This is a genomic window from Microbacterium lacus (assembly GCF_002812805.1).
GTDB lineage: Bacteria > Actinomycetota > Actinomycetes > Actinomycetales > Microbacteriaceae > Microbacterium > Microbacterium lacus_A.
Map to the genome: position 1 here is coordinate 24,592 of NZ_NMUM01000027.1, position 11,932 is coordinate 36,523.

Here is an 11,932-nt window from a genome sequence, read left to right on the forward strand (position 1 = left end):
CCTGGGCCCATGGCAACTCGAAAGCCCAGCACGGCCTATCGCTGCGCGGAATGCGGGTGGACGAGCGTCAAATGGGTGGGTCGCTGCGGCGAGTGCCAGCAGTGGGGCACGGTCACCGAGGTCGCGGAACAGACCGGCATCCTGCGCGGATTCACACCTCACGCGCCGACGGCCGATCGCGTTGCGCGACCGATAACCGACGTTGCGACGATCGAGGCTCCGCGACGCCCCACAGGTGTGGGTGAATTCGATCGCGTCCTCGGCGGCGGACTCGTTGCGGGCGCGACGATCCTGATCTCGGGTGAGCCCGGTGTCGGTAAGTCGACGCTGCTACTCGAGGTTGCGGCGCGCGCCGCACGCTCCGGTCGGCGCGTGCTGTACGTGAGCGCCGAGGAGTCGACCGCGCAGGTACGGCTCCGTGCCGAGCGCACCGGCGCGCTCCACGACGAGCTGTTCATCGCGAGCGAAACCGACCTGGCAACACTCGTCGGCCAGATCGACCAGGTCGTGCCCACACTTCTGATTGTCGACTCGGTGCAGACCGTCTCGTCCTCGCTCAGCGAGGGACTGGCGGGGCATCCCAGTCAGGTGCGCGAGGTCGCGGCGACGCTCGTTCGCATCGCGAAAGAACGCGATCTGCCGGTGCTGATCGTCGGTCACGTGACGAAAGACGGCTCGATCGCCGGGCCGCGGTTGCTCGAGCACCTCGTCGATGTCGTCTGTCATTTCGAAGGCGACCGTCAGACCGCGCTGCGCTTCGTACGGGCACTGAAGAACCGTTTCGGGCCGACGGACGAGGTCGGATGCTTCGAGATGACCGGCGACGGCATTGCCGAGGTTCCCGATCCGAGCGGGCTGTTTCTGGGGCACGGCACCCCTGTCAGCGGCTCGTGCGTCACGGTCGCGCTCGAAGGCCGTCGCGCCCTGCCCGTCGAGATCCAGGCCCTGGTCAATCCGAGCTCGACCCCGAACCCTCGTCGCGTCGTGAACGGCGTCGATTCGTCGCGAGTCGCCATGATCCTGGCGGTTCTCGAACGCCGCGCCGGGCTGAAGCTGAGCGCCCTCGACGTCTACGTCTCGACGGTGGGCGGAGTTCGCCTCACCGAACCGGCCGCCGATTTGGCCATCGCCTTGGCCATCGCCAGCGCTCTCGGCGAGTTCGCCATCCCACACCAGGTCGCGGCGGTCGGCGAGCTGAGCCTCTCGGGTGAGATCCGAGCGGTCGCGCAGCTGGCACAGCGTCGCAGCGAGGCATCCCGTCTCGGTTTTGTGCACTTCGTCGATGCCGGGTCCAAGCACCTGCCGGCGGCCCTCGACACTGTTCGCGGCCACGCCGATCGCGCCGCCCGTGGCGGGCGCGGGCCGCTCGATCGTCAGAGCCGTGGCCCGAGCGACGTTCCGGAGTTCTGACCGCGCGAGGCCGCGTCAGTCGGCGAGGGCGTCGATCAGGTCCGCAGGCGAAGCCTGCATCGGGTGCGGACCCGCGATGTCGAGAAACACCGTCGTGATTGCATCGCGATGCGTTCGCAGAAATGCGAGCAACCAGCCGGGTGACTGCAGGCCGATCGCGGGCGGCAGGTTCTCGGGCTTGTGTGCCGCGTCGCTGAACAGCAGAAGCGCGATTTCGCCCGTGTTCGGGTCGCGGTAGGTCCAGACCTCGCCGACATCGAGCGGATTGTCGCGGTCTGTCGGCGCCATCAAGGGCACGACCGTGTTGCCGTTCCGCAGCGCCAGGGCGACCGCCGCCATGTCCTGCTTCGCGAGCGCCTGAGCCAGCGCCTCAGATCGGAAAGTCGCGGCGCCCGCCTTCTTCACGCGCCCCTCGGATTTGCCGGGTTTGCCGCTCTTGCCGGGTCTACCGCTCTGTCGTGCCACCCCTCCAGGGTAGCCGGGGCGTCAGTAGAGCAGGATCTGTCGCGACGTCTGCGACGGGATCCCGCCGATCGACACATCCAGGTGATACGACGCTCCCCCACCCGGCGCACGCTGTCGATCGCCCTCGCAGGTGTCGACGGATGAGCGAGTGCGGTCCCACGCGATCGGCGCCGAACTCTCGACGACCTGCCCGGCCGTCAGCGTGACGACCATGTCGCTCGGTGCAGCCTGGCAGTCGGTCGAACGCCACCACGCGTCGTTGCCGCTCGTGATCGTGAAGCTCTGCTGCGTCGTGCCGACGTTGATCGTGCACGGGGTGGCGCTGGTGTTCGTGAGACGGATGCTCAGCTGGGGGACCTCCCCCGCCGCGTACGACTCTTTGTCCGTCAGCGCCTCGACCAGCACGCTGTCTGCAGCGCAAGCCTCGGGGGTCAGTTCGGCTGCAGCATCCGTCGCCACTTCTTCCGGAAGGGCATCCGCGGGATTGGAGCCACCCGTCGCAGCAGGATCAGGCAGCGTCGGTGTGGTGTCGCTCGGCGAGGGCGACGGCGAACTCTGGCTTGCCGCCGGGGTCGTCGATTCGGCGGATCCGCGCCACGGTTGCGCGACGAGCAACCACACGACGAGGGCGACGATCACGAGCAACCCGATCAAGACGACGGCCCGTCGCCGCCGATACACCGCGGGCGACGGACGACGCCGTCGCGTGCCTTCGCTGCTCATGCCTTCAGGCTAAGCGCGGGTCGGTCCGTCCCCGGCGCGGCACGCCCTCCGACGTGACACCCGGTGCGCCCACCGGCTCGGGTTGCGGGTCGGGTTCGGGGTTGCGCCTATGCCCTTCCATTCGGCACCGAGTGTCATTAGCATCGGTTACACCCGCAGGGCGCGACGCAGATGTCCGCCCACAAGGAGCATCCGATGGATTCGCAGACGACGCCGTCACAGCCTGAGCCTTCGGCGAACCCCCTGCGCTCCCTCGTTTCGCCTGCAGCCCGATGCGCTGCCCGGCCGTGTCACGCCCCAACCGGAGGCGCCCGCACCGCCTGAGACCCCAACTCCGACTTCCTCCGCGGCCCGACGATGTGCCGCGCCGGTCTCGTGACCTCACAACCGAAAAGAGGCTCGCCGTAGCGCGAGAAGAGAGAGGAGCAGGTTATGGGAAGGGTCGAAGGCAAAGTCGCCTTCATCACAGGAGCGGCGCGCGGGCAAGGTCGCTCGCACGCCGTGAGGCTGGCACAAGAGGGAGCCGACATCATCGCTGTCGACGTCCTCGAGGAGATCCCCGGGGCGCCCTACGGGCCCGCGACCGAGGAAGACCTCGCAGAAACCGTCGCGCAAGTCGAGGCTCTCGACCGCAGGATCGTGGCCCGCAAGGCCGACGTACGCGATCAGTCGGGATTGAACGCCGCTCTCGAGGCGGGCGTCGCCGAACTGGGCCGACTCAACATCGTCTGTGCCAACGCCGGGATCTCCACCTCGATGGCCCCGGCGCAGGATCTGTCGGAAGAGATCTGGCTCGACATGATCGACGTCAACCTGAACGGGGTATGGCGTACGTGCAAGGCCGCGATCCCGCATCTGAAGGCTGCCGGCGGCGGGTCCATGATTCTCACGAGTTCGGACGCGGGGCTCTTCGCGTTCCCGAACATCGCCCACTACGTCTCGGCCAAACACGGGGTCGTGGGACTCATGCGCACGCTCGCCCTGGAGCTGGCGCCGGACATGATCCGCGTCAACAGCGTGCACCCCACGGTCGTGGACACACCGATGGTCAACAACGAGGCGACCTTCCGGCTGTTCCGGCCGGACATCGAGAACCCCGGGGTGGAGGACTTCAAGGCGGCAGCAACCATGATCAATGCCCTGCCGATCCCTTGGGTCGAAGCGGTCGACATCTCCAACGCCGTGTTGTGGCTCGCCTCCGACGAGGCCCGCTACGTCACGGGCGTCGCCCTGCCGGTAGACGCCGGCGCCAACGCGAAGTAGCGAGAGGAAGAGAACATCATGGGAAGACTGGATGGCAAAGTCGCCTTCATCACCGGAGCCGCCCGTGGCCAGGGACGCGCCCACGCTCTGCGGATGGCGCAGGAGGGCGCCGACATCATCGCGATCGACATCTCGAAGCAGATCGAAACGGTGCCGTATGGAATGGCGACGGCCGAGGATCTCGCCGAAACCGTGCGCCAGGTCGAGGCGCTCGACCGACGGATCGTCGCCAGCGAGGCCGACGTACGCGACTACGACGCGCTGAGCGCCGCGGTTGACGAGGGGGTCGCTCAGCTCGGGCGGGTCGACATCGTCAGCGCGAACGCCGGGATCTTCTCCAACGCGACCGCGGAAGAACTGACGGACACGGCGTGGAACGACATGATCGGCGTCAACCTCACCGGTGTCTGGCACACCGCCAAGGCGGCGATCCCGCACCTGAGGGCGGCTGGCGGGGGGTCGATGATCCTGACGAGCTCGACGGCGGGGATCAAGGGATTCCCGAACTTCGTGCACTACGTCGCCGCCAAGCACGGCGTGGTGGGGATCATGCGCACCCTCGCGCTCGAGCTGGCTCCGGACTTCATCCGGGTCAACTCGGTCCACCCCACGAGCGTCGACACCGACATGATCCAGAACGACTCGCTGTACGCGCTCTTCGCCCCGGATCTCCCGGTCGAAGAGCGCACGCGCGAGACGCTGGGCGCTCGGTTCCAGTCGCTCAACGCGCTGCCGATTCCGTGGGTTGAGCCGGTAGACATCTCCAACGCTGTGCTGTGGCTGGCATCGGACGAGTCGCGCTACGTGACGGGAGTCATGCTGCCGGTCGACGCGGGATCCACGCAGAAATGACGGGCCCCGTGAAATGACAGGCCTCGTGAAATGACAGGCCTCGTGAAATGACAGGCCTCGTGAAATGACAGTGGACGACGTCGCGACGGCACCGACGGACGCCGCCGGGCTCCAGCGCAGCCGCGAGCGCATCGCCCGCCACCTCGTCGGCCGCGAGCGTGAGTTGGAGCTCACGCTCGCGGCCGTCGCCGCGGGACGGGACATCGTGCTCGAGGGCCCTCCGGGCACGAGCAAGACGACGATCCTCGGCGCGATCACCGAAGAATGGGGCATCCCTCTGCTCTTCGTCGAGGGCAACGCCGACCTGACGCCCGCGAAGCTCGTCGGGCATCACAACCCCGCGCGGGTGCTGCGCGAGGACTATTCCGCGGATAACTTCGTGCCCGGTCCCCTCGTCGAGGCGATGCAGCGGGGTGGTTTTCTCTACATCGAAGAGTTCAATCGCGCGCCGGAAGACACGCTCAACACACTCCTGACGGCAATGGCCGATCGCTCGCTCGCGATCCCGCGGGTCGGGCGCATCCGCGCCGAACCGACGTTCCGCGTGATTGCGTCGATGAATCCGTACGACAACGTCGGTACGACGCGGCTGTCGACCAGCGTGCACGATCGTCTGAATCGCCTGGCCGTCGACTATCAGGATTCGGATGCCGAAGAGCGCATCGTGATCCTGCGCACCGGCGCAGATGCCGGGGGCACCGCCCCTCTCGGCGCACGCCTCGTGCGCGATGCGGTCGCGGTGGCCCGGGCGACGCGCGATCATCCGGACATCCGACAGGGCTCGAGCGTGCGCGGCGCGATCGACACCGTCCTCGTGGCGTTGCGCTTGGCGGCGCTCCGCGACCTCGACGATCCGGACTCACCCGACTACCCCGAACTCGTCTACGACGCGATGATCGTGGCCCTCTCCGGGCGCATCCACCTCGACGAAGCGCTCGACACGACACCCGAGCGCGTGCTCCGCGAGATCTGGGAGGACCGGTTCGTCCTCGAACCCCACCGCGCCGATCCGGGTTGAAGAGACGTTGCCGCCGATACGCCCGTGCGAGGCGCCCGGCGCACGACATCGACGCGCGGGGTGCCGCTCCGCCGGAAGCCGAAGCAGCTCGACGCGCCTCCCACGCTCTTCGAGGCATCATCGGGCGCCGGCGGGATGGTTCTGCGTGGGGGTGGACCGCCGCGCCGGGGAGCTGCGGCGCCGCCCGGGGGAACGGCGCGAGGCGAGACGGACGAGACCGGGGCGCTCGTCCCACTCCCCGACGAAACGGTCGAGGTGGATCCGTCGGTGCGCGCGCGTGCCCGCGAGATCGCGGCGCGACTTGCCGTGCCACGCCCGCGTCGTGATGCCACCGCGCGACGCGGCGTCGGCAACCTTGTGAGCGTGCCCTACCGCGGCGCCTCGGACGACATCGACCTCGACCGGACCATCGAGGTGCTCGCCGAGCGTCCTGTCCCCGACGACGAGGACATCGTCGTCCGAGAACGGGTGCGCGCGCGGCGTTCGGTTGTGCTGCTGGTCGATGTCTCGGGGTCGATGCGGGGCGAGCGGATCAAGACGGCAGCCGCCACGGTCGGCGCACTGTCCGCGGAGCTGTCCCACGACGACCTGGGTCTCGTGGCGTTCTGGTCGGATGCGGCGGTACTCCTCCCCCTTGGGTCACCCGTCAATTCCGCCGAGATCGTCGACACCATCCTGCGGATCCCCGCGCGGGGGCTGACGAACATCGCGTTCCCCCTGGAGGTTGCGTCCCGGCAGCTTGCGCGGGTCCCGGCCCGCGATGCGCGCGTGCTCCTGCTCTCGGACTGCGTTCACAACGCCGGCCCCGATCCGCGTCCGCTCGCGGCACGACTTCCGCGGCTCGACGTACTCCTCGACGCGACCGGCGAGAAGGACGTCGAACTCGGTCGAGAACTCGCCGCGCGGGGGCGCGGCACGTGCCGCGTCGTGCACGGACACCGAGATGTTGCGCCCGCAATCGGGCGGATCTTCGGCTCGTAGCTTCTTAGTGCACCCGGTGCCATAATCCGAGGGACGGCTCAATGACGAGCTTCGAAATCTGACAGAGAGGTCACAACCATGACTGGTCGACTGCAGGGCAAAGTGGCATTCATCACCGGCGCGGCGAGAGGTCAAGGCAGGGCGCACGCCGTCAAGCTGGCGCGCGAGGGGGCGGATATCATCGCCGTCGACCTCGCCGGTCACATTGACCACGTGCCGTACGACTCCCCCACCCCCGAAGACCTCGCCGAAACCGTGCGACTGGTCGAGGCAGAAGACCGTCGAATCGTCGCCACGATTGCCGACGTGCGCGACGGCGCGGCTCTACGAGCGGCCGTCGACGAAGGAGTCGCCGCGCTGGGCGGCCTCGACATCGTCGTCGCCAACGCCGGCATCTGCATCCCCGAAGCCTGGGATGCGATCACCCCCGAGACGTTCCGCTTCACGATGGAGACCAACGTCGACGGCGTCTTCAACAGCGTCGTCGCGGGTGCCCCGCACATCATCGCGGGCGGTCGAGGTGGCGCGATCGTCCTCACCAGCTCGTACGCCGGCAAGAAGATGCAACCGTTCATGGTGCACTACACCGCCAGCAAGCACGCCGTCACCGGGATGGCCCGCGCCTTTTCCGCAGAACTCGGGCGCCACAACATCCGTGTCAACAGCATCCACCCAGGCGGCGTCAACACCCCCATGGGGTCGGGCACCATGATCGATGCCCTGACCACGGCTGCCGAGACGTCCCCGACGCTGAACGGCATGGGTACGCCCTTCCTCCCGGTGTACGCCGCCGAGCCGGAAGACATCGCCAACGCGGTGGCGTTCCTGGTGTCCGATGACGCTCGCCTGATCACGTCCGAGCACCTCAGCATTGATCAGGGCATGCACATGTTCTGATCAGAACGAGAGCGTTTTGAGCATCCGGGTGTTGCCGAGGGTGTTCGGCTTGACGTGTGCGAGGTCGAGGAATTCGGCCACACCTTCGTCGGGGCTGCGGAGCAACTGCGAATAGACGTCCGGCGGCACGACCTGCTCGCCGATGGTCGTGAAGCCGCGGGCCGAGAAGAAGTCGACCTCGAACGTCAGACAGAACAGACGCGTCAATCCGAGCTGCCGGGCGTTGTTCTCGAGCGCCTCGACGATCGCGCGGCCGACACCGCGGTGCAGCCAGTCGTCCGTCACGATGAGGGTGCGCACCTCGCCGAGGTCCTCCCACATGACGTGCAGGGCTCCGCAACCGACCAGCTGCCCGTCGACCTCGGCCACGACGAACTGCTGAACCGATTCGTAGAGCACGACCAGGTCTTTGCCGAGCAGGATGCGGCGCTGCACGAAGGGCTCGAGCATGTCGCGGATGCCGACGACGTCGGTCGTCCGCGCCGCCCGCACCCTGAACTCAGCCATCCACTCAGCCTATCCCCGCACCTGTTGCGCCGGTCTGCCGCGCCTCGCGTTCACAATTCAGTCTGCGCACCGGCGCCACTCCAGCCGGTCCCTGGAACGACGGCAGCCGCGGGCCGTCCGTCACTCGCAGGGACTGAATTGCGAACACCAGAGTGTCCGCAAACGACGAAGAGCGGATGCCTCAGGCATCCGCTCTTCGTGTGTCCGGGTCGAAACCCGGGCCGATTCAGTCGCTCGTGATCGCGAGGTCCGGCGTGGACGAGATCTCGCCCGCCGAGGTCACGCCGACCGCGACCTTGTCGCCGCGCGGCTTGGTCTCGAACACGAACTCGCCGCTCTCGACGTCAACAGTGATGTGGTCGCCGGGGTTCAGCTCGCCGTGCAGGATGCGCTCGCTGAGACGGTCCTCGATCTCGTGCTGCATCGCTCGACGCAGCGGGCGAGCACCGAGGGTCGGGTCGAACCCGATCTCGATCAGGCGCTCCTTCGCCGGCTGCGACAGCTTGATCGTCATGTCGCGATCCAGCAGGCGATCGGCCAGGCGCTTGGTGAACAGATCCACGATCTGCACGAGCTCCGGCTTGGACAGCTGCGGGAACACGATGACGTCGTCGAGACGGTTCAGGAACTCGGGCTTGAAGTGGCGCTTCAGCTCTTCGTCGACCTTGCCCTTCATCCGGTCGTAGCTCGTCTGCGCGTCACCCTCGACCTGGAACCCGACGGGTCCACCGGCGATGGCCGACGATCCGAGGTTGGTGGTCATGATGATCACCGTGTTCTTGAAGTCGACGACGCGACCCTGACCGTCGGTCAGGCGACCCTCTTCGAGGATCTGCAGCAGCGAGTTGAAGATGTCGGGGTGGGCCTTCTCGATCTCGTCGAAGAGCACGACCGAGAACGGCTTGCGACGCACCTTCTCGGTGAGCTGGCCGCCCTCTTCGAATCCGACGAAGCCCGGAGGGGCACCGAACAGACGCGAGACGGTGTGCTTCTCACCGAACTCCGACATGTCGAGCGAGATCAGCGCGCCCTCGTCGTCGAACAAGAACTCGGCGAGCGCCTTGGCGAGCTCGGTCTTTCCGACACCCGTGGGGCCGGCGAAGATGAACGAGCCCGAGGGGCGCTTCGGGTCCTTGAGGCCCGCACGCTGACGACGGATCGTCTTCGACAGTGCCGCGATCGCCTCTTCCTGGCCGATGACGCGCTGGTGCAGCGCCTTCTCCATGAAGACAAGACGGCTGGTCTCTTCCTCGGTCAGCTTGAAGACCGGGATTCCGGTCGCCTGAGCCAAGACCTCGGCGATCAGGCCCTCGTCGACGACCGCGTGGGACGCAACGTCGCCCGAGCGCCACTGCTTCTCGAGGCGCAGACGCTCGGCGAGGAGGGACTTCTCTTCGTCGCGCAGGCCGGCTGCCTTCTCGAAGTCCTGCTCCTCGGAGGCCTCCTCCTTCTGCGCACGGACGGCCGCGATCTTGTCGTCGAACTCCCGCAGCTCGGGGGGCGACGACAGGATCGACAGACGCAGGCGTGCGCCGGCCTCGTCGATCAGGTCGATCGCCTTGTCAGGCAGGAAGCGGTCGGCGACGTAGCGATCGGCGAGGTTCGCCGCGGCGACGATCGCGCCGTCCGTGATCTGCACCTTGTGGTGCGTCTCGTAGCGATCGCGCAGCCCCTTGAGGATGTTGATCGTGTGGGGCAGCGACGGCTCGGCGACCTGGATCGGCTGGAAGCGGCGCTCGAGCGCAGCATCCTTCTCGAAGTGCTTGCGGTACTCGTCGAGCGTGGTCGCACCGATCGTCTGCAGCTCTCCGCGGGCGAGGAGCGGCTTGAGGATGGATGCGGCGTCGATCGCGCCCTCGGCGGCCCCCGCACCCACGAGGGTGTGGATCTCGTCGATGAAGACGATGATGTCACCGCGCGTGCGGATCTCTTTCGTGACCTTCTTGAGGCGCTCTTCGAAGTCACCGCGGTAGCGGGATCCGGCGATGAGCGAGCCGAGGTCGAGCGAGTAGACCTGCTTGTCCTTGAGCGTCTCGGGCACGTCGCCCTTGACGATGGCCTGAGCAAGTCCCTCGACGACGGCGGTCTTGCCGACGCCGGGCTCGCCGATCAGCACGGGGTTGTTCTTCGAGCGGCGCGAGAGGATCTGCATGACCCGCTCGATCTCTTTCTCGCGCCCGATCACGGGGTCGAGCTTGTTGTCGCGGGCGGCCTGCGTGAGGTTGCGCCCGAACTGGTCGAGCACGGCGGATCCGCCCTGCGCGGCCTGGGTCTCGTTCGCGGCGCCGCTGACGGCCGCGGGCTCCTTGCCCTGGTAGCCCGAGAGCAGCTGGATGACCTGCTGGCGCACCTTGTTCAGGTCGGCGCCGAGCTTGACCAAGACCTGGGCGGCGACGCCCTCACCCTCGCGGATGAGCCCGAGCAAGATGTGCTCGGTACCGATGTAGTTGTGGCCGAGCTGCAGGGCTTCGCGAAGCGAAAGCTCGAGCACCTTCTTGGCGCGCGGCGTGAACGGGATGTGACCCGTCGGCTGCTGCTGGCCCTGGCCGATGATGTCCTGAACCTGCTCACGGACGGCATCGAGCGAGATGCCGAGGGACTCGAGCGCCTTGGCGGCGACTCCCTCGCCCTCGTGGATCAGGCCGAGCAGGATGTGCTCGGTACCGATGTAGTTGTGGTTGAGCATCTTCGCCTCTTCTTGGGCGAGCACAACCACACGTCGGGCACGGTCGGTAAATCTCTCGAACATTGCAGGCTCCTCGGCATCGGCCGCACGCGTCCCTACGGCTCGCGTGTTACATCGAGGGTAACCAGCGGACGGATGCCGTGAGCCGGTGTTCGCCGTGGGCGTGACGCTTTACGCGCTCGATGGGCCGGCGCGTGAACGGCCGACGTCCGAAACACCTCTGCCGCGACGAAACACCCCGCGCCAGTGGGTGTTTCGTCGCACGAGAGGTGTTTCGGCGACGGATGGCTCGGGTGCGCGACCGCGCAGATAGGCCGGGCACGCCAAGGCGGCCCGGCGAAAGACGCGCGGGGACGGCGCCGTTGCCGCTCCCCCGCGCGCGGTCTAGTTGGAGCCGTAGATCGGAACGCGCAGCCCGTCGAAGTCGTCCCCGACGAGCACGGCCGTGACGCCCTCGTCTTCGTCGAGACCGGATACCGACGTGATCAGCGCGCGAGGCACCATGTCCATGGTGCAGACCTGGTCGGCCGGAGGGTCGACGAACGTGACCGTCACCTCGGACGGTGCCACGACCTCTGTCGAAGCGACGACCGGAACGCACGTCGAGCTGCCCCAGGTCACGAGCACGAAGGAGTCGTCCTCGTCGATCCATCCGGCGCTCGGTGCGTACTCCGAGGCCGTATTGGTGGGGTCGAGTCCCTGCACGCCGTCGAGGTCGGTGTCGCCCGTGAATCCGTCGCCCGCGATCGTGATCTCGAGGTCCACCGCGGGGTCCATGTCTGGGAGCGCCTCGACGAGGGTCACCCGCGGAACCATGTCCGCCGTGCACACGTCGTCGGTATCGGCGTCGGCGAGGATGACGGCGAAGGTGCCGTTGTCCTGCAGCGCCGCATCTTCGACGACCGGGATGCAGGTCGACGACCCGTAGGTGATGATGCCGATCATCCGGCCGTCGTCGAGCCAGGTCGCATCGACCTCGACGTCAGAGACAGCACCGTCGGCGGGTACGGAGCTGCTGCTTCCCGGCGACGCGGGCGTGGCCGTGCAGCCCGCAAGCACGAGGAGCGCGACCGCTCCGGCGCTGAGCGCGGTGAGTGCTTTCCGAACAGCCACGATGAAACCTCTCCGGG

General features: G+C 67.5%; 11 protein-coding genes. 6 read left to right on the forward strand and 5 right to left on the reverse strand.

Going from position 1 to position 11,932, the window contains the following annotated elements; all coding sequences use genetic code 11:
* The first annotated feature begins 9 nt into the window (after nt 1-9).
* Nucleotides 10-1,410 carry a DNA repair protein RadA gene (gene radA, locus CGU34_RS09705; RefSeq protein ID WP_100813987.1) on the forward strand — a complete coding sequence of 467 codons (1,401 nt, stop codon included), beginning with the start codon at nt 10-12 and terminating at the stop codon, nt 1,408-1,410.
* A gap of 15 nt (nt 1,411-1,425) precedes the next feature.
* Here radA and CGU34_RS09710 read toward each other — a convergent pair whose 3' ends face one another.
* Together CGU34_RS09710 and CGU34_RS09715 are read right to left on the reverse strand one after the other, a co-directional pair.
* Complete coding sequence (locus tag CGU34_RS09710) at nt 1,426-1,815, reverse strand: dehydrogenase (RefSeq protein WP_100813988.1); 390 nt, start codon at nt 1,813-1,815, stop codon at nt 1,426-1,428.
* 81 nt (nt 1,816-1,896) lie between these two features.
* Entirely contained in the window at nt 1,897-2,598 is a 702-nt protein-coding gene (locus CGU34_RS09715) for a hypothetical protein (RefSeq protein WP_051514137.1), read from the reverse strand.
* Nucleotides 2,599-3,030: 432 nt separating this feature from the next.
* Between CGU34_RS09715 and CGU34_RS09720 the strand changes: the two genes are divergently transcribed.
* The 5 genes from CGU34_RS09720 (at nt 3,031) to CGU34_RS09740 (ending at nt 7,609) form a co-directional block, all read left to right on the forward strand.
* Nucleotides 3,031-3,861 (forward strand): mycofactocin-coupled SDR family oxidoreductase, encoded by an 831-nt coding sequence (locus CGU34_RS09720; RefSeq protein WP_036301581.1) that lies wholly within the window; start codon nt 3,031-3,033, stop codon nt 3,859-3,861.
* An 18-nt stretch (nt 3,862-3,879) separates the two neighbouring features.
* A complete protein-coding gene (locus CGU34_RS09725) occupies nt 3,880-4,713 on the forward strand; it encodes a mycofactocin-coupled SDR family oxidoreductase (protein ID WP_081766467.1) in 834 nt (277 codons plus the stop codon).
* A 64-nt stretch (nt 4,714-4,777) separates the two neighbouring features.
* Nucleotides 4,778-5,731 carry an AAA family ATPase gene (locus tag CGU34_RS09730; RefSeq protein ID WP_100813989.1) on the forward strand — a complete coding sequence of 318 codons (954 nt, stop codon included), beginning with the start codon at nt 4,778-4,780 and terminating at the stop codon, nt 5,729-5,731.
* A 24-nt stretch (nt 5,732-5,755) separates the two neighbouring features.
* Entirely contained in the window at nt 5,756-6,712 is a 957-nt protein-coding gene (locus CGU34_RS09735; protein ID WP_198517744.1) for a vWA domain-containing protein, read from the forward strand.
* A 78-nt stretch (nt 6,713-6,790) separates the two neighbouring features.
* Complete coding sequence (locus tag CGU34_RS09740; RefSeq protein WP_100813990.1) at nt 6,791-7,609, forward strand: mycofactocin-coupled SDR family oxidoreductase; 819 nt, start codon at nt 6,791-6,793, stop codon at nt 7,607-7,609.
* Here CGU34_RS09740 and CGU34_RS09745 read toward each other — a convergent pair whose 3' ends face one another.
* From CGU34_RS09745 to CGU34_RS09755, 3 genes are all read right to left on the reverse strand, one after another.
* Nucleotides 7,610-8,116 carry an amino-acid N-acetyltransferase gene (locus CGU34_RS09745; RefSeq protein WP_036301590.1) on the reverse strand — a complete coding sequence of 169 codons (507 nt, stop codon included), beginning with the start codon at nt 8,114-8,116 and terminating at the stop codon, nt 7,610-7,612. It abuts the gene before it with no gap.
* A 226-nt stretch (nt 8,117-8,342) separates the two neighbouring features.
* Nucleotides 8,343-10,865: an ATP-dependent Clp protease ATP-binding subunit gene (locus CGU34_RS09750; RefSeq protein WP_036301592.1), complete on the reverse strand. Its 2,523-nt coding sequence runs from the start codon at nt 10,863-10,865 to the stop codon at nt 8,343-8,345.
* A gap of 321 nt (nt 10,866-11,186) precedes the next feature.
* On the reverse strand, nt 11,187-11,915 hold the full coding sequence (locus CGU34_RS09755) for a hypothetical protein (RefSeq protein ID WP_051514140.1): 729 nt from the start codon (nt 11,913-11,915) through the stop codon (nt 11,187-11,189).
* Between the last annotated feature and the right edge of the window lie 17 nt (nt 11,916-11,932).

Bases quoted from the DNA above. Each gene is read 5' to 3' on its own strand.
- radA (WP_100813987.1), top strand. From the start codon at position 10: ATGGCAACTCGAAAGCCCAGCACGGCCTATCGCTGCGCGGAATGCGGG.
- CGU34_RS09715 (WP_051514137.1), bottom strand. From the start codon at position 2,598: ATGAGCAGCGAAGGCACGCGACGGCGTCGTCCGTCGCCCGCGGTGTAT.
- CGU34_RS09720 (WP_036301581.1), top strand. From the start codon at position 3,031: ATGGGAAGGGTCGAAGGCAAAGTCGCCTTCATCACAGGAGCGGCGCGC.
- CGU34_RS09725 (WP_081766467.1), top strand. From the start codon at position 3,880: ATGGGAAGACTGGATGGCAAAGTCGCCTTCATCACCGGAGCCGCCCGT.
- CGU34_RS09730 (WP_100813989.1), top strand. From the start codon at position 4,778: ATGACAGTGGACGACGTCGCGACGGCACCGACGGACGCCGCCGGGCTC.
- CGU34_RS09740 (WP_100813990.1), top strand. From the start codon at position 6,791: ATGACTGGTCGACTGCAGGGCAAAGTGGCATTCATCACCGGCGCGGCG.
- CGU34_RS09745 (WP_036301590.1), bottom strand. From the start codon at position 8,116: ATGGCTGAGTTCAGGGTGCGGGCGGCGCGGACGACCGACGTCGTCGGC.
- CGU34_RS09750 (WP_036301592.1), bottom strand. From the start codon at position 10,865: ATGTTCGAGAGATTTACCGACCGTGCCCGACGTGTGGTTGTGCTCGCC.